We start from the raw sequence: 18379 nt of genomic DNA on the forward strand, positions 1-18379 counted from the left end.
TTTTACTTCAACTTAACTCACTAATTTCATAAATTTGTAATTCACGTTTATCAATATATCCATAAAATGGCTAGATTAAATTTATTGGAAGAAACACGCTTCGAGAAAGTCCCCGTAAGCGTCTATCCAGATCAAAATTCAGCTTCGAAAAACGTTGCAAATCGTATTGCTGACATTATTCGTGCAAAGCAAGAGAAAGGTGAAAAAGCTGTTCTGGGTCTTGCCACTGGTGCCACACCTGTGCAGGTCTATCAAGAACTGATTCGCTTGCACAAAGAAGAAGGTTTAAGCTTTAAGAACGTGATTACCTTCAATCTTGACGAATATTACCCTATGCAACCTGACGCCGATCAGAGCTATGTGACCTTTATGAACAAAAACTTGTTCGATCATGTGGATATTGATAAGGCGAATGTAAATATTCCTGATGGTACCCTGGCACCTGATCAAGTCAATGCATTTTGTGAGGCATACGAGCAAAAGATTACAGCTGCTGGAGGTTTAGATATTCAATTGCTAGGTATTGGCCGTACCGGACACATTGGTTTTAACGAACCGGGTTCTGCGCCCAACTCCGGTACTCGTATTGTAACCTTAGATGATTTGACACGTCGTGACGCCTCTCGCGCTTTTGGTGGAAAAGAAAATGTGCCAAGAAAAGCCATTACAATGGGTGTGGGTACAATTTTCAAAGCACGCGAGATCATTCTGATGGCATGGACTGAAACGAAAGCGGAGATCATCAAAAAAGCTGTTGAAGGCGAGATTTCAGCAGAGATTCCGGCTACATATCTTCAACTGTCGGATAATGTCGAGTTCATTTTGGATGAGGCAGCAGCGTCGTTGTTGACACGTTTTGATCTTCCATGGTTAGCCGAAGATGTTACCTGGACACCCTCTTTGATTAAAAAGGCAGTTGTTTGGTTGGCCTTAGAGATCAATAAGCCGATTTTGAAACTTACTGACGAGGACTATAATGCCCATGGCATGGCAAAACTGGTAACTGAAACTGGTCCTGCCTATAACATCAATATCCGTATTTTTAATGAACTTCAGCATACGATTACAGGATGGCCGGGCGGTAAACCTAACGTAGACGATTCGCAACGTCCGGAGCGTGCCAACCCAGCCAAGAAAAATGTGATCGTATTTTCTCCTCACCCAGATGACGATGTCATCTCTATGGGCGGAACATTTATCCGTTTGGCAGATCAAGGGCACAATGTGCATGTTGCATACCAAACTTGTGGTAATACGGCTGTATGGGATGATGATGTGGTGCGTTACCTGGAATTTGCGGAGGATCTGGCAAATCAAATCGGTGCAAAGGCGGAGGCCGCTCAGATCAATCAGATTTATGATGAGGAAAGAGCAATCTTTGCAACGAAAAAACCAAATCAGATCGATACCGAGCTTGTTCGCAAAATAAAGGCATTGATCCGTAAAGGGGAAGCCATTGCCGGAGCTCGTTTAGTCGGATTGCCAGATGAAAATATCCACTTCCAGGATCTTCCATTCTATGACAGACAAAAATTTGCGAAAGAAGTATCGTTTGAAGATGATATTCAACAAACAATGGAATTGTTGCGTCAGGTAAAACCGCACCAAGTATTTGCAGCGGGAGATTTTGCCGACCCACATGGTACACATAAAGTATGTTTCGATATTTTATTCGAAGCCTTGAAAAGATTGAGCAAAACAGACGAGTGGACAAAAGACTGTTGGTTATGGTTGTACAGAGGTGCATGGCATGAATACCCAATCCATGAGATTGAAATGGCCGTTCCCCTATCACCACAAGAGGTGTACCGCAAGCGTTTAGCGATCTTCAAACACCAATCCCAAAAAGATCTACCTGTATTCCCGGGTGATGATCCACGTGAATTTTGGGTACGTGCTGAAGACCGTACGAGTGACACCGCGTCGTTATATGACAGGTTAGGTCTAGCTAACTACGAAGCGATAGAGGCTTTTGTACGATGGAAATTTGACTAAAATACACTGAGTTAATATTGGGAAAGCTCTGAATCATAAGCGATTCAGAGCTTTTTTTATTTTTAATTATTCTAAATAAGCGAGTTTTTATATCTTTGCCCTGTTATTTAGAATAATTAAAAATAATTACCCAAAATTATTAACATGGACAAACACTTACTTGCTCTTGCCTCTACGTTGTTAATCGGAAGCGCTGTATATGGTCAAACTTCAGGGATCGTAAAAGGAAAGGTTGTTGATGCAAACAACAATCCATTAAGCTCAGTGACCGTTTCAATCGGCGATAAAACCGTGCGGACAGACCACAGAGGTCATTTTAGACTTCAGGGTGTCGATCAGAATGCGGTTATCCGTTTTACCTATCTAGGATATCAAACAACCTCGGTTGATTATGTATTTAGCTCCGCTAGCCGTGAGGTGGTCATAAAACCGGTGGTGCTGGTGAGCAATGAGCAGGCTATCGATGAAGTGGAGGTGTTTGGTGAGCGGAATAAAAAGCCAAAGGGGCTTGAGATGATTACCCGTATGCCTTTAAAACCTTCCGATCAGATTCAGAGTATATCGGTGATATCCAATAAAGTAATTCAAGATCAGGGTATATTAACATTGACTGATGCTGTTCGAAATATTCCGGGCGTTACGCTATTTGGTTCTTACGGCGGTGTCAAAGAATCATTGTCTACAAGAGGTTTCAGAGGAGTGCCAGTTTTGAAAAATGGGGTACGTATGGACTCGCAGTTCCAGACTGCTTCTGGTGTTGTTGATATGCAGGGGGTAGAGTCTATACAGATGATCAAAGGGTCTGCCGCGGTAACCCAAGGTGTTATTACTGACCTTGGTAATGCCGGCGGGGTGATTAACGTGGTAACCAAAACGCCTAATTTTACAAACTCCGGCGAGGTTGGGGTACGTGTAGGAAGCTGGGGACAGTTTCGGCCGACATTCGATTTTCAGACGGTACTGGATAAAAAGGAGACTGTCGCTTTTCGTATGGATGGTGCCTATGAAAGAAATGATAGTTTCAGAAAAGGGCTTTCAGCCGACCGTGTCTATCTAAACCCATCACTGGCTTGGAAGCCAACCGATAGAACAACGATCACATTGGAAGGAGACTATTTCAACGATAATCGTACCCCAGTGAATTCGGCAGTTAACTTACACAAATCTCAATCGGTAAATGCGTTGTATGTCATCCCAAATAATAAATTCTTGGGTATGAATTCTGATAATGTGAATACAGAGATGAAGAGCTTTATGGGGCAGATCAATCATGAATTGACCGATCGTTGGAGTATTCGCGCTTCCATAGCAACCTCATCTTATCAGGTCGATAACTTGACAACATCGGCGACTCTTATAAAGGACCGTGAGGAAAAGTTCAATACCTTTTCACGGAAGATGAGCAAGAGTTTGCGTGATGATAAAAACAAGACCTTCCAATTTGATTTGATCGGAAAGGATTTGTATACAGGCAAAGTAAAGCATTTGGTACAGGCTGGTGTAGATTATCGTATTGCGGATGCAACAACAACTTCGTTTGATACCAAATTGAATCTGTTAGAAGATAAAGTTCTTTTAAAAAAGACCGACCAGGCGGCTTTAGCTGCAGGGGTGATTGATGTTATTGATATTCATGGCGACTGGGCTAATGATTTGGATCAAGTATCTTATGTGGATTCTTTGGGAAATAAACGGACAGGAAAGAAGGTGGCTTTTGAGGCTAAAACGCCGGTGAGAAATTACTATTCTTCTGTTGGCTTTATGGCACAGGATGTTATTGAATTCAGTAAATACATTAAGGCAGTATTGGGTTTGCGTTACTCTGAAATGACGACAAAGGACTTTACATCAAACGGAAATAAGAGGGTATCAGCCTGGAATCCGATGGCAGGTGTTATCGTAACGCCTTTCGAGAATTTCAATGTATTCGGATCTTATACGAACTCAACCAGTCTCAGAAGTGCAGCCAATCCAATGGTTGATGGGACCAAGGCAGGTGCTTCAACTACCGAACAATTCGAAGGTGGGATTAAATCAGATTGGTTGAACAATAGACTACGTTTCAACTTAACGTATTTCCATATTTATACGTCTGACTTAACCAATGCGGAATATAATGAGGCAAATCAACCGACGGGTCTTTATTTTAAAGCAGGTGATTTAATCCGGGATGGTATCGAAGCTGAATTAAATGGTCGTGTATTGGAAAATCTAACGGTGATGTTGGGCTATGCATATTTGGATGCCCGATATAAAAATTCTCCATCTTACATGAATGGCTCCGCACCAATGAATGCGCCAAAACATACGGCCAATGCCTGGGTGCAATATGTCTTTAATCAAGGTGCTTTAAGAAATCTGAGCTTAAGTGCCGGAGTTTATTATGTGGGCGATCGTCCAGTAAATGAATATAGTCTAACACCGCAAGGCCACGGTGAATATTATGGCGAAAAACCATTCAATATGCCAGCCTATACAACTTTAAACGCACAGGTGGGTTATAAATGGCAGAGGTTTGATGCAAAAGTATTTGTTAACAATATCACCAATGAGATTGGCTTGAACTCGTATTTCCGAGGCGGTTTTATCAATCAGATCGACCCTAGAAATGCTGCCGTATCATTAAGCTATAAGTTTTAAGCAGATGGCATTTAATTGTGAGCACAAGTAAAAAGGGATGATTTCGAATAGAAATCATCCCTTTTTCAGTTTTAGAACTGCTGTCGGCCGTGCTATTTCACCGATGAGCTTGAGCTTATTGGATATCACTATTTATTGTAATAATCCAGCTCAGTTTTTAATAGGCAATAACATCTCCAGATCTACCTTTGGAGTCAAATACCTTGAATAGATATTTGTTGCCCGCTTGAAAAGGAATTGCGCCATTTACTTCTTTTGATTTCAAATTCGGTGTACTTCCATTCTCTGTATAATAGACTTTGAATCCGGGATAATCAGTGTTGATATAAAGTTGGTTACCCTCTTGTTTAATTCCAAGCTTCGGAAGGCGATAGGTATAACCCCCATTAATAATATCCAGTTTCCTCAATTCATCCTCGCCTAATTTCTTAATAAAGGCTGTATACGACTTACGATAGGTTGCTTCATCATAAGAATTACCTTTTTCCCAAGCTTGTTCTTGCGCCCAGGCGCGATCGGCAATAGCAATTAACCGGGGGAATATCATCTCCTCAAGGCGTTGGTCTGTGGATACTTTTTCAGCCCATAGTGCACCCTTGATGCCGAGCAGATTTTTCTTTCCTTCAGTAGTAAGCTGCACTTTGTTAGTATAAGCTTCTTTTACGAGATCTTTTCCAGTATCATCTTTACGAAGGTTGATGAAGAAGTTTTCCGGTGCGAACGAATAGGTTCTGTTCAAGTTTACAGTACCCACCCAGCTATGGCCCGGATCAGCAAAGTCTCGATCCCATGACATATCCAGGTAATTGTTTGCTGCGCTTGTATACACCACTTTATAGCCTGCATTTGCTAAGCGGTAAGCTAAATCTTCTTGTCCCTGTCCCGGAAGGTTGTTCCATACATTGAGATGGATGCCGGATTTACCCAATTCAGCGTTAACTTCCATTCCTTTCCCTTTGTTACGCATCCCCATTTCTTCCCATCCCGACATAGTCAGACCTTTACTTTGGACAAGTTGATTTATTTTGGCGATATATATTGGCCATACATCAAGTACATTACTGATGTTATTTTCCTTCATGAAAGCAAGGATCTTCGGCGATTTTTCCCAGACTCCGCTTGGTGTTTCATCACCTCCCAAATCGATAATTTTCAATGGTACTCCAGCTTTTTCATGGATAGCTTTGATTTCATCGACCACTTTGCTCAGGAAATGATAGGTTGAAGGTAAGGCAGGGTTCATCACATTGTCATTCCAGTTCTGTGCAGAGTTATAGATCGATTTATCATCCGCATCATCCAATAGGAACTCTTCTGCTTTCTGTTTGTCGCCCACCTTAGTGAAGTGAGCATAACGCGCGCGCATTGCTTTGATCGCAGCACGGGCATGCCCCGGTGTTTCTACTTCAGGTATCACATCGATATGTCTTGCTTGCGCATATTTTAAGATTTCGATATAATCAGCTACGGTGTAGAATTGATGCGCTTTTGCAGTGGCACCAGAACCATAAGCGGGTTGAATTCCTTTACCGTCTTCGAAATTAGCGGTGCGGTTAGCACCCACAGCAGTCAGTTCCGGTAAGGATGGAATTTCCAATCGCCAACCTTCATCGTCAATAAAGTGGAAATGGAACTTATTTAATTTATAGGCGGCCATCAGGTCTAAAATGCGCAACACTTCTGCCTTGCTATGAAAATTACGGGCTGCATCCAACATAAATCCACGATAGCCATAACGAGGACTATCCTCTATTTTTGCGTAAGGTAAGGCAATTGATTTTGTGGTTTTATTCCATTGTTGATGATTAATCAAGGATTTCAAAGACTGTATGGCATAAAATGCACCTGCTTTATCCGATGCCTCTATGTGTATCCCCTTTGCATCAATGTTTAGCCGGTAGGATTCAGGTTTTAGATCATTTGTTTTGACGATAACAATTCCATCTTCTTTTGCCGAAGAAGGAGATAGTTTGATTCCCGTGTACTTGTTTAGAAAATCTGTCAGAAAATTCGATTCTGAAGCAAATTCGCTGGCAATTAATACCTTAGTATCGTTCGTTATAATGAACTTTGCGTTATTGTCGATGTTAATATTACTGGGTAAAGGAATAATGCTTTGTGCTTCGATTCCATCTGTAAGTTGGTTCTGATCATACTTATAAGACCAATAATCCGCTTTTTCAGTGTCGGATTGAGGCGCGGTTTTCACTGCTGTATAGTTCCGAATATCTGTTGAAAGCCCGGTTTTGCTGTTTTTTACATACAAACCGATTGGTCCGTCGGTATAATTGACGAGTCCAGTTGTGGTAAAATCAATATGGATGGTATCCTGTGCTTTTAATAGAAAATTGTTTTTCTTAAAGCTAACCTGAAATAGGTCACCATTCCTGTGGTCAATGGCAAATCTATTATCTACTTTATCAGGATCAATAGACCGGATAAAATTAAACCAGAGGCTCCAATCATTTAGCTGTATGGCGCTTCTGCCCTTATTTTTCAGAATGATTGTTGAGACAGGATTTTTACGGATATTCTGGCCATCCTTGACTTGCCAGGTGATTTGCAGCTGATCGGCAATTGAGCTCGGTTTTTGAGCATATGCTGCTTGGCTAAAAAATGCCATGCCAAGACCAGCATAGAGTAGCGGGTTTTTAATTTTTTTAAAATTAGTCATGTTGGTTACTTTTTCAATGAGTCTAAATATAGCCATTTCAGAGGGTTTTGTGATCTATTTAAAAAAAAATGAATAAAAATTTCGATAAAATTTTGACAGATATAGAAAACTTTCTATATTTGCACACCGAAACAAAAAACGGCCCGTTCGTCTAGGGGTTAGGACGCAAGATTTTCATTCTTGAAACAGGGGTTCGATTCCCCTACGGGCTACAAAAGCGACTTCAGAGGAGTCGCTTTTTTTATGCAATTCAATCGTCCAATCCCGTCGGGAGCGATACTGTCGCACTTATCTTACTTCATTTAAATTGCGGGAAATAGCCCAGATTTGAATTACTCCGAAAAGAAGATCCTGTTTGTCTACGTCCAGATGGTTAATTTTGGTCTGTACCAACATGTCCAATTGCCCGCAAATGATCTTCTCCTTTTACATGAACTCGCGGAAACAAATATCAGGGACAATAGAAGTGATTAATACGATGGCTTTTGGATATGTGGATTTTTCGGGATCTCGACCAATCTGTATCCTTCTTCGATAAGGGATTTCTTTAGGGAATCATCGGGCATATTCTTAAAGACGGCAATGGAAAGTGTCTGGCTCGGCAATATCCCCCAATTGGAAAAAAGATCACGTATTTTCTTTCTGAAAAGAATACGCCTGAAAAGCTTCTCCTTTCTATTAGCTTTGATATGCTCACTGCCCGGAAACCAAAAGTTTGGGTTGAGTTTTTTTATTGCAATCATAGGAAGATTAAGCCCAGCTGCAAATTTTTCAAATTCCCGTTCCGAAACCTTGTAGACAAAGTTTCCCACCTTTTCATAGGAGAACCTATTTTTCCAGATCTTATTGATCGTCCTGTCGTTGATTCTTCCCAGTAGATTGGCCAAATACAATAAGGAAGGCATTTTTGATATCGGGTCCTGTGGCTCAATAATTATAATAGCTTTTCTGGCTACCCGGATCATTTCGTAGAGTGCGGCGTAAGGACGTGGAAAATGATGGTAGCTTTCCTTACAGAGTATATAATCCACGCTCTCATCTTCCAAGGTTAATGATTCAGCGTTCTGGGCGGAGAAATCCTTTATAAATTCTTCTTCATGGGAAACTTTCAGGAAACTGTCATCCAGATCACTTGCGGTGACATCCTGGATATTCTGGTCAAGTAGATGTCGCGCGTCATGTCCATAAGCATCACCAAGGGTAAGCCATTTCGCATTTTTATCCTTGGTAAAAGGATTCAGACAATTGAAAAAAAGGTTCTGTAACCAATGGTTGATACTTCCATTGTAACTATTTAAAGATTTGATTACCTTAATCTTTTGTTCTTTTTCTGGATAGAGGGTATTGTACCAATTGGCATGGAGGCCGTAGCTGTGGTCATTAAATTGATCTGATTTTCGCAAATTATTTTCCATGATTTAGTTTATAGTAGTTACATTATCTGATATTGATCAGACAAAGGCGAATTTTCCCTTGGCCTTAACCTTATTTTAGGTTTTATTAATAGTACGGATAATTATTGGTAAATGCTACACATAAACAAAAAAATATTATTCAATTGGAGGTCAGGTAGATGTATAGTTGCATATTTAGATGTATGCTTAGTTATATCGCTATTTGCCGGGATAATTATTGGATAATTTGTTTATCAATTCCCGCCATTTGAGTCAATTTTTTAGATAGAATAGAATCACAACAAACCCGGCGCTGTATAATGCGGAAAAGGATCTCTGAATAGCGATTGACTTATTCAGAAATAGCATAACGGTTATCCGGTTGAATGCTAGTGAATAGCTCGGTGTCGCCTAACAGTTCCATAGTTACCGCAATTTGTGCCAAATAGCGCTTAATTTAATGAGATCAGATCTATAATTGTGGTGTTAAGTTAATTGCGAAACAAAAGATTTGATGAAGGTTTTTTTTAATTAAATGATTACATTTCCTCCAAATATGGAAAAACCTTCAGTTTTCACCATATTTGGCGGTGAGAACTGAAGGTTTTAAAAGAATGTTACCTAAAAATAGTATCAAATAAATGAGACTACAAGCGGGCGTCTACCAATTTTCGGTCAAGTATTCCTTTGATGTCAAATACGACAGAAGGATCCTTTTTTAAATTTTTGAGATCCAAGTGTAAAAACTCACGATGCCCTACAGCCAGAATGATGCTGTCGTAATTACCGGTTTGCGGTAGAGTCTCCAATAATTCGAGTCCAAAATGCTTTCTTAATTCATCTGTATTTACCCAAGGATCATAGATATCGACTTCCAGACCAAATTCTTTAAGATCATGGATCATGTCAATGACCTTGCTATTACGGATATCAGGACAGTTTTCCTTAAACGTTACCCCCAACACTAAGGCTTTCGCGCCGTCAAATTTGATGTTCTTCTGTATCATCAGTTTGACCACCTTGGAAGCAATAAAAGAAGCTACCTGATCATTAACCTCGCGGCCAGACAAGATCACATGCGGATGGTAACCCAGCTGCGTCGCCTTTTGCGCTAAGTAATAAGGATCTACTGAAATGCAATGTCCCCCAACTAGACCAGGTTTGAACCGGAGAAAATTATATTTTGTTCCGGCAGCATCGAGCACATCCTGTGTATCTATGCCAACGCGATCAAAGATCAGGGCCAATTCGTTCATAAATGAAATATTGACATCCCGCTGCGCGTTTTCAATCACTTTTGCTGCTTCTGCTACCTTGATGGAAGGAGCTAGATGTGTGCCGGCATGAATAATTTTTTTATAGAGCGCATCAACCACAAGTCCCGCTTCGGCAGTGCTTCCGGAAGTTACTTTCATTACTTTTTGCAATGAATTCACCTTGTCGCCAGGGTTTATACGCTCTGGAGAGTAGCCAACAAAGAAGTCTTGATTAAATTTCAAGCCCGAATTTTTTTCCAAAACAGGGACACATTCTTCTTCGGTACATCCCGGATAGACTGTGGATTCATAGATAACTAAATCCCCAGCCTTTAGCAGTTCTCCAATCATTTTAGATGCTGTCAAGAGCGGCGATAAGTCAGGCGAGTTATAACGATCTATCGGCGTCGGGACTGTGACGATATACACATTGGCATCTGCGATATCATGAACGGTTGAACTTGCATCGTAGCCCCTGCGCTGTTCCGATGCGGTAAATAGATTCCGTGCATGCAATAGCTCATCACCATCTGCTTCAAGTGTACGGTCTATACCAGCTTTAAGTTCGTCAATACGAGTTTTATTTATATCGAAGCCAATCACCGGAAAGAATTCAGAGAAAGCTATCGCTAAAGGCAATCCCACATAACCCTGACCAATAATGGCAATTTTTTTAATCTGAAAATCTGTCATATTTATATTTAAAGTAAAGATACGTTCTTTCCGTCGAAACTAGCCTCTTGTCAACCAACCTTTACGCCCAGCCGTAGCAATGGCATAAGGTGTGATCCAAAATAAGCTGAAAGCGTAAAATATGCTATAACTATAAGCCCAGAAAGCTTCTTTTGCATCTGAATTTTTGGATGCAAAGAAATAAGCCTGAATACTTGAGAATATAAGGATTCCGACTAGCGTTGAGCTCAAAAACATCAATGGATAATGAAATACGGTCCAAAACATTAATAACATCATTGGATAGGAAAGTAGTACTTTTTTCCATTGCATGATCAATAGGATACGTGCACCCCATTTCGGCCCTTTACGGAAATTCTTAAAGGCAAACTGGCTCATCATAATATTTTCACGCACATTACTTCTTTCCCAACGGATAAACATCTTATATAAATTTTTATAACGTACAGGCGTATCGGTGTATACGTAAGCATTCGATTGGAATAATACATGATATCCCTGTTTTAATATCATATTTGTCATGGCGCGATCTTCTCCGATATCAGAAGGTTGTCCCATAAAAGTTTGATTGATCCAATCCTCCAAGCAGTGCATAACAGCTTCTCTGCGGTACCCAGATAATGCTCCAGGGGTACACATCACTGTTCCAAGCATACTTTGCGCCGAACGTACAAACTCAAAACTGAAGACAAAACTCACATTTAACATACGAGGTATGATTGCCTTTTTATTATTCAGTACACGCACATTACCTGCTACTGCCCCACATTCGGGGTTGGTCACAAATGGACTGGCCATATTGCGAATGGTATCTTTGTTGACCACAGAATCGCTATCTACTGTAATAAAAACTTCGCCTGTCCCCAATTTAAATCCACGGTATAATGCATGGCGTTTACCCATGTTTTTGGGTTGTTGATAGATTTCAATACGATCACCCAATTCCATCTTCGCACGTTGTATCCAGGCAAAAGTGTTGTCCTTACTTCCGTCGTCAATAGCAATGATCTGGAGTTTTTTCTCCGGATAGTCGCTGCTTGCCAAGCTATGGAGTGTGTCGTATACCAGTTGTCCTTCATTATAAGCCGGAACAATAATTGTGCAGGTAGGTAGCTCTTCATCCGAAACAGACGCAATTGGTTTGTATCTTCGGTGAAGCACAATCAAAAAGATCAAAAAACTTAGGGCGGCAACGGCTAAAAATATTCCTAAGCCAATTAAAAATATTCCGCCGATACTGTCTAAACGTTGGAAACGTAATGCATCAAAATCTGGCTGAAGCATATATACACCAAAGACTGATGCAAATAACACAAAAAAAGTCGCTCCAAAAATAACGTATTCTTTCGTTCCAAAATTGCTTTCTTCGACTTTGTTTACTGTTGTCTGAGCTTGTTGCTGTTCTTCATTGACGTCGTACACGGCAGGTTTCCATTGTTTGGCCATCTGCTTTGATACGATTGAGTTTTCTTTCATGTAATTCATAACCGTTCTATTTTTAGATATACATTCTTCTTTTTATTTTCTTTGCTGGCCCAAGCACAGGGTCTTTTGTAATGAAAATATTACGAATGCATAAACGCAAAATACATGCCTTTATTTTGTGCCAAAAATTGAAGAAACTTATACTTTGTAACGTTCTTGATACATTTTTACTTTTTGTAAATCATTGTTTTTTAATTGTTTATGGTTGATTGTTCATCTGTTTAATCAATTATTTGCTACCCTGTGTACACAGTCGACATTTAAGGTTTTTTAACGTTTTTAAGATTTTTTTAAAGAGTGATTGACAGCTACAGTGACAGACTGTGTATGAAAGAAGGCAGTGATTGCCTTGACAAAAAAAAGACGCCCATCAATGGAGCGTCTTCAATTTTCTAGTTTTTTATGGCAGATTAACCGCCAAATTCCATTAAATAATTTTTCAGGAAATCGTTCAAGTCGCCATCCAGTACCGCTTGGGTATTTGATGTTTCGTAATTTGTCCGTAAATCCTTGATTAATTTATAAGGATGCAAGACATAATTACGAATTTGGGATCCCCATTCGATTTTCTTTTTATTTCCTTCGATTGCTGCGGAGGCCTCTTGCCGTTTGCGCATTTCAATCTCATACAGTTGCGATTTCAATAAGCGCAGCGCATTTTCCTTATTCTGTAATTGCGATCTCGTCTCCTGATTTTTGATAATGATGCCAGTGGGTTTATGGTGTAGCCTGACGGCTGTCTCCACTTTGTTGACATTCTGGCCACCGGCACCTCCTGAACGGAAGGTGTCCCATTCAATTTCCGAATCTTTAACGTCTATTTCTATGTTGTCGTCAATCAATGGGTAGACATATACTGATGCAAATGAGGTATGTCGTTTGGCGTTGGAGTCAAAAGGCGAGATGCGGACCAGTCGGTGTACGCCATTTTCACCTTTAAGGTAACCATAAGCAAATGCTCCGGACAATTGAAGAGTAACACTTTTGATTCCCGCGACATCGCCTTCCTGGGAGTCCTGCTCGGTCACTTTATATCCATTTTTCTCACCCCACATAATATACATGCGCATCAGCATGGCTGCCCAGTCGCAACTTTCGGTACCTCCGGCACCAGCTGTGATCTGTAGGATGGCATCCAATTGATCCTCCTCGGCGCTGAGCATATTCTTGAACTCCAGCTCTTCGATCTTTTCCAATGCAAGTTTATACTGATCGTCCAGTTCTTTATCTGTTGCGTCCCCGGATTGAAAAAACTCATACATGACATAAGTGTCTTCAACCGCTGACGCTACGTCATCAAAATGATCAGTCCATACTTTTTGGTTTTTGATCGCAAGCAATATTTTCTCTGCAGCCTTCGAATCATCCCAGAAGTTTGCTTCCAGCGTAATTGCCTGATCTCTTTCTATTTCATTTTTGCGGACATCGATGTCAAAGATGCCTCCTCAGGGATGTAACACGATCCCTCAAGTCTTGAATTTGTTCTTTTGTCATATCTGCTAATGTAGAAATTAAAAAGTAGAAATTGAAAATTAAAAAAAATGGAAACAATTGGTAAGCACCGGGGCTTGGGGAAGCAAAATCTCCAATCTAATATCTCCATACTAATATTTGGCCTTTTTTTTTTAGTTTTGATAGTGTCAACAGTATAAACCTTTGTTTAATGAGCTTCAATGCATGTGGTAAAAAGATGCTGAAGGTTCTTACTGTGATTTAAAACAAATTTTTTCAATAAAAACAGTATGTTTCCAAAAATTAATTTTACAACGACCAAAGCCTACCAATATTTGGTAGATCATTATATTGATATCAATCAGCAGGGCTTACGTGAGCTTTTTGCTGCGGATCCACAGCGATTTAAGAAGTTTTCGATTCTCTTTGAGGATATTCTTTTAGATTATTCCAAAAATCGCGTCAACGAGGAGACCATGGCATTGTTGGTTCAGCTTGCCAAAGAATGTCATCTATCTGAAGCAATAGCGGCGATGTTTGCCGGAGAGCGGATCAATGTGACCGAAAATAGACCCGTCTTGCATACCGCGTTGCGGAATCAGTCCGATAAGCCTGTCTTTGTGGATGGCAAGGACGTCATGCCTGCGGTTAGAAGTGTATTGGCACAGATAAAAGCCTTTACAGAAAAGATACTCTCTGGCGAATGGAAAGGTTATACAGGAAAAGTCATTACTGATGTCGTTAATATCGGTATCGGAGGTTCTGACTTGGGGCCGGTGATGGTAACCGAGGCTTTAAAGGCATATAAAACCAGGCTGAACGTGCATTTTGTGTCTAATGTAGACGGAACACATATTGCCGAAACCCTAAAAGAAGTTGACCCGGAGACTACCTTGTTTCTGATTGCATCCAAAACATTCACTACCCAGGAGACAATGGCCAATGCACATACGGCAAAAGATTGGTTTCTGAGTAAGGGAGCCGGGCAGGAAGATGTCGCCAAACATTTTGCGGCATTGAGTACCAATACAGAGGCTGTAACGGCTTTTGGTATAGATCCGCAAAATATGTTTGTATTTTGGGATTGGGTTGGTGGGCGCTATTCACTATGGTCTGCCATTGGGCTTTCCATCAGTCTGGCGATCGGATTTGATAATTTCGAGGAACTCTTAGAAGGTGCCTATGAAGCAGATGAGCATTTCAGAACCAGCGCTTTTGAAGAAAATATTCCGGTAATATTGGCTTTGCTCGGTATATGGTATAATAATTTTTTTGAGGCTGAAAGCCATGCCATCCTTCCTTACGATCAATACCTGCATCGCTTTGCAGCTTATTTTCAACAGGGAGACATGGAGAGCAACGGAAAATACATTGACCGCAATGGCGAACGTGTCGACTACCAGACCGGGCCGATTATTTGGGGCGAACCCGGAACAAACGGTCAGCATGCTTTTTACCAGTTGATCCATCAGGGGACGAAATTGATTCCATGTGATTTTATCGCACCTGCAAATAGCCTTAACCCGATCGGCAATCACCATCAACTTTTATTGTCTAATTTCTTTGCACAGACGGAGGCCTTGATGAATGGTAAAACCGAGGAAGAGGTTGTTGCTGAATTCCAAAAAGCAGGTAAGTCCAATGCCGAGATCGAAGAATTAAAAGCTTATAAAGTGTTTGAGGGCAATCGGCCAACAAACTCCATTTTATTGAAAAAAATGACTCCACGGACATTGGGCAGACTTATCGCGCTCTACGAACACAAGATATTTGTACAGGGGGTGATTTGGAATGTCTATAGTTTTGACCAATGGGGGGTTGAACTTGGTAAACAGCTTGCCAATAAGATTCTACCGGAGCTGAGCGACGATAATCTGATCACCAGCCATGATTCTTCCACCAATGGATTGATCAATGCCTATAAATCCTGGCGCGATTAATTCATCCATATAGTACATCCGGCTGATCTTCAAACAAGGTTGGCCGAATGTATTTTTACAGTTTTTCTTGCTTTTAAACAGTCCTTTCTGGACTGTATTATATCGTTTTATTCTGAATTCGGATGGCATTTAAAATCGCCAATAGCGCCACACCAACATCAGCGATCACAGCTTCCCATAGTGTGGCAACCCCTCCGGCCCCGAGGATCAGCACAATAATTTTGATACCCATTGCCAGGACGACATTCTGCCAGACAATATTACGGGTGATCTTACCGATTTTGATGGCAGACAAAATTTTATGCGGTTCATCATTTTGGATTACAACGTCTGCCGTTTCGATAGTCGCGTCTGCACCTAATCCGCCCATTGCGATGCCTACTTGAGCCAAAGCAACCACAGGAGCATCGTTGACGCCATCGCCCGCGAAAGCTACATTTCGCCCTTCGTCGATTAATCTTTGGACATGGCTTACTTTATCTTCTGGCAGAAGGTCGCCGTAGGCTTTATCTATCCCCAGTTCCCTCGCCACATCACCCACTACCGCTTTTTTGTCACCGGACAGCATGACCGTGTACAAGCCTTGTGCCCGCATGGCTGAAATTACCGATTTAGCGTCTGGTTTATTTCGGTCTGCAACCGTAATGTAACCTGCATATTGGCTGTCTATTGCAATCAGTACGATGGAATGGACAATTTGCTTTATTTCTTCCGGATAGGAGACGTCAAACTTGTCCAGCAGTTTGCTGTTGCCGGCAAGGACAAGCTTATCGTTGATCGTCGCTTTGAGCCCATGACCAGGTACTTCCACGATTCCTTTGGTAATAAAAGTGGGATCTCCCGGATGGTAGCGCGCTATCGCTTTTGCAATGGGATGGGTCGAATTGGATTCAATGGCTTTGGCATAATCCAATAGTTCCGCCAACTGTCCATTGACAGCAACGACCTCTTTGACTTCAAAAACACCTTCGGTAAGGGTACCCGTTTTATCCATGACAATGGTATCGACAGCAGTGATGGCATCCAGGAAATTACCGCCTTTGAACAAAATCCCGTTTCTGGAAGCTAGTCCTATTCCGCCGAAGTAACCTAAGGGGATCGAGACGACCAGGGCACAAGGGCAGCTGATCACAAGAAATACCAGACTACGATAAAACCAGTCTCTAAAGCTGTAGTCACTGACAATAAATATCGGGACGATAAGGACAAGAACAGCAAGTGCGAAGATAATAGGGACATAGATTTTTGCAAACTTGGAGATAAATAGCTGTGTTTTGGATTTGCGCGCCGTCGCATCCTGCACCATCGCTAATATCTTACTCAGCTTGCTGTCCTTGAACAGGCTGTTTACGCTGATTTCACAAACTGATTCTAAATTGATCAGACCCGCAAAGACGGCGTCCCCCTTATATTTCGTGTCGGGCTTGCTTTCTCCGGTGAGCGCTGCGGTATTGAATGCAGCCCGTTCATTCAGCAGTTTCCCGTCCAGTGCAACTTTTTCGCCTGCTTTAACAACAATCACTTCACCGATGTTGACGGTTTTGGGATCTACATCCAGTTGTTTTCCATCCCGCAAGACCGTGACTTTATCCGGACGGATGTCCAACAGCGATTTTATGGATTTTTTGGCGTTATCTACAGCTGTATCCTGAAACCATTCGCCGATCTGGTAAAAGACCATTACGGCAACCCCTTCTTCAAATTCCCGGATAGCAAAAGCCCCTAAGGTTGCAACACTCATCAAAAAGAATTCATTGAAGAAATCGCCGCGTTTGGCCTTCCGTAAAGCCATCTGCAGAACGGGTATACCTGCTAGTAGGTACGCTACACCATTTAAAAATAAAGAAGCATAAAAAGGAGGCGTGATCTTAAAGGCGTATTTGAGGATCAACAGTGTGATCAATAGGATAAGTGCAATAAGAAGTTTGCGTTGTGATATCCACCAGGGAGTCTCTTTTTCTGTATGGCTATGCTCGTGGTTGTGTTCGCACATATATCGGAGGATCTGTTAAATAATTTAAATTTAGCTATTTTAAGCTTAAAAAGCGAGGGGAGGGGAATTAAAATAGCGCATAAACAGCTTTAGAAATAGTCTTTCCGTCGAAAGATCATCATTCCTGCTGATATCGAAAAAGGCTGTTTTCCGATTGGGGAAAACAGCCTTTTTTATATATAATTATATAATTTTAGTCTTTTGAAGTGCTTCCGATGATCATTTCCAATACGGCAACGACTATGGCGAACAACGCTGCTGTCCAAAATCCATCCACATCAAATTTGGATCCAAGGAGCGAGTCTGAAAGTAATACCATCAAAACGGTGATAATAAAGGAAACCAGCCCAAGCGTCAGCCAGTTTAATGGAAAAGTGAACAATCTCAAAATTGAACCTACGGTTGCATTGACAAATCCGATTACCAAACCCGCGACAATAGCCCAGCCGAATCCCGCTACATGTGCACCTGGAACAATCCAACAGGCAACTGCGACGACTACGCCAGTAAGTAGAAGACTAATAATAAATTTCATAATATGTGCTAATTTATAAACAGTGAATAAAGTAATAATATAATAACTATCGTGCAAACGCAATGCCAAAGTTTCGGCCCGTTCCTTCGCCTTTTTACCATGCCAGGTCGGGGACTGCTTCGGATCTTGTACGGTACTTCTCCACAGAAAAAGGGTATAACATTTTCGAATCAGGGGCGAACAAAGGGCGAAGCAGTTCCAAAAAATCTCCGAAGCCTACGTCAGCTGGCTTTATATATGAAAAATCGAGTCTCTCTTTTATCAGCCGATATGAGAGCAGACAGGAAACAGCTCTTTTATCTATTTAAATCAGTAGGGGATA

At 41.3% G+C, this 18379-nt stretch carries 10 protein-coding genes and 1 tRNA gene; 4 read left to right on the forward strand and 7 right to left on the reverse strand.

Translation table 11 applies throughout. The annotated features are described in order from the left end of the window. Positions 1 to 66: 66 nt before the first annotated feature. Positions 67 to 1995, forward strand: coding sequence for a glucosamine-6-phosphate deaminase (gene nagB / locus ABTV71_RS00480; RefSeq protein ID WP_104384667.1), 1929 nt, complete (start codon positions 67 to 69; stop codon positions 1993 to 1995). Between the two features lie 144 nt (positions 1996 to 2139). Then, the gene (locus tag ABTV71_RS00485; protein ID WP_433901885.1) at positions 2140 to 4635 is read left to right on the forward strand and encodes a TonB-dependent siderophore receptor; all 2496 of its coding nucleotides are present in this window, start codon (positions 2140 to 2142) and stop codon (positions 4633 to 4635) included. A gap of 157 nt (positions 4636 to 4792) precedes the next feature. Here the strand turns inward: ABTV71_RS00485 and ABTV71_RS00490 are convergent, their stop codons facing one another. Next, entirely contained in the window at positions 4793 to 7345 is a 2553-nt protein-coding gene (locus ABTV71_RS00490) for a family 20 glycosylhydrolase (RefSeq protein WP_433901886.1), read from the reverse strand. 104 nt (positions 7346 to 7449) lie between these two features. Here ABTV71_RS00490 and ABTV71_RS00495 point away from each other — a divergent pair. After that, positions 7450 to 7521: transfer RNA gene (locus ABTV71_RS00495), tRNA-Glu, on the forward strand. 258 nt (positions 7522 to 7779) lie between these two features. Here ABTV71_RS00495 and ABTV71_RS00500 read toward each other — a convergent pair. The 4 genes from ABTV71_RS00500 to prfB form a co-directional block, all read right to left on the reverse strand. Continuing rightward, on the reverse strand, positions 7780 to 8724 hold the full coding sequence (locus tag ABTV71_RS00500) for a class I SAM-dependent methyltransferase (protein ID WP_104384649.1): 945 nt from the start codon (positions 8722 to 8724) through the stop codon (positions 7780 to 7782). A 626-nt stretch (positions 8725 to 9350) separates the two neighbouring features. Further along, positions 9351 to 10652 carry a nucleotide sugar dehydrogenase gene (locus tag ABTV71_RS00505; RefSeq protein ID WP_433901887.1) on the reverse strand — a complete coding sequence of 434 codons (1302 nt, stop codon included), beginning with the start codon at positions 10650 to 10652 and terminating at the stop codon, positions 9351 to 9353. Positions 10653 to 10691: 39 nt separating this feature from the next. Further along, positions 10692 to 12137 (reverse strand): glycosyltransferase, encoded by a 1446-nt coding sequence (locus tag ABTV71_RS00510; protein WP_433901888.1) that lies wholly within the window; start codon positions 12135 to 12137, stop codon positions 10692 to 10694. 410 nt (positions 12138 to 12547) lie between these two features. Beyond that, positions 12548 to 13631, reverse strand: a protein-coding gene (gene prfB, locus ABTV71_RS00515; protein WP_121125327.1) for a peptide chain release factor 2 whose coding sequence is annotated in 2 segments (ribosomal slippage) — positions 12548 to 13570 and positions 13572 to 13631 — 1083 coding nt in all. Because the reading frame shifts where the segments join, the coding sequence is not laid out codon by codon here. A 248-nt stretch (positions 13632 to 13879) separates the two neighbouring features. On the opposite strand from prfB, the gene pgi reads away from it, so the two are divergent. Beyond that, the gene (gene pgi, locus ABTV71_RS00520) at positions 13880 to 15529 is read left to right on the forward strand and encodes a glucose-6-phosphate isomerase (protein WP_433901889.1); all 1650 of its coding nucleotides are present in this window, start codon (positions 13880 to 13882) and stop codon (positions 15527 to 15529) included. A 97-nt stretch (positions 15530 to 15626) separates the two neighbouring features. On the opposite strand, the gene ABTV71_RS00525 is transcribed toward pgi, so the two are convergent. Together ABTV71_RS00525 and ABTV71_RS00530 are read right to left on the reverse strand one after the other, a co-directional pair. Continuing rightward, the gene (locus tag ABTV71_RS00525; protein ID WP_433901890.1) at positions 15627 to 17522 is read right to left on the reverse strand and encodes a heavy metal translocating P-type ATPase; all 1896 of its coding nucleotides are present in this window, start codon (positions 17520 to 17522) and stop codon (positions 15627 to 15629) included. Between the two features lie 193 nt (positions 17523 to 17715). Beyond that, positions 17716 to 18057: a phage holin family protein gene (locus tag ABTV71_RS00530; RefSeq protein ID WP_104384643.1), complete on the reverse strand. Its 342-nt coding sequence runs from the start codon at positions 18055 to 18057 to the stop codon at positions 17716 to 17718. Positions 18058 to 18379 lie beyond the last annotated feature (322 nt).

The sequence above is a fragment of the Sphingobacterium puteale genome (genome assembly GCF_050986225.1).
Classification (GTDB): Bacteria; Bacteroidota; Bacteroidia; order Sphingobacteriales; family Sphingobacteriaceae; genus Sphingobacterium; species Sphingobacterium puteale.

Bases quoted from the DNA above. Each gene is read 5' to 3' on its own strand.
- ABTV71_RS00505 (WP_433901887.1), bottom strand. From the start codon at position 10,652: ATGACAGATTTTCAGATTAAAAAAATTGCCATTATTGGTCAGGGTTAT.
- pgi (WP_433901889.1), top strand. From the start codon at position 13,880: ATGTTTCCAAAAATTAATTTTACAACGACCAAAGCCTACCAATATTTG.
- nagB (WP_104384667.1), top strand. From the start codon at position 67: ATGGCTAGATTAAATTTATTGGAAGAAACACGCTTCGAGAAAGTCCCC.
- ABTV71_RS00510 (WP_433901888.1), bottom strand. From the start codon at position 12,137: ATGAATTACATGAAAGAAAACTCAATCGTATCAAAGCAGATGGCCAAA.
- ABTV71_RS00490 (WP_433901886.1), bottom strand. From the start codon at position 7,345: ATGGCTATATTTAGACTCATTGAAAAAGTAACCAACATGACTAATTTT.
- ABTV71_RS00525 (WP_433901890.1), bottom strand. From the start codon at position 17,522: ATGTGCGAACACAACCACGAGCATAGCCATACAGAAAAAGAGACTCCC.
- ABTV71_RS00500 (WP_104384649.1), bottom strand. From the start codon at position 8,724: ATGGAAAATAATTTGCGAAAATCAGATCAATTTAATGACCACAGCTAC.
- ABTV71_RS00530 (WP_104384643.1), bottom strand. From the start codon at position 18,057: ATGAAATTTATTATTAGTCTTCTACTTACTGGCGTAGTCGTCGCAGTT.
- ABTV71_RS00485 (WP_433901885.1), top strand. From the start codon at position 2,140: ATGGACAAACACTTACTTGCTCTTGCCTCTACGTTGTTAATCGGAAGC.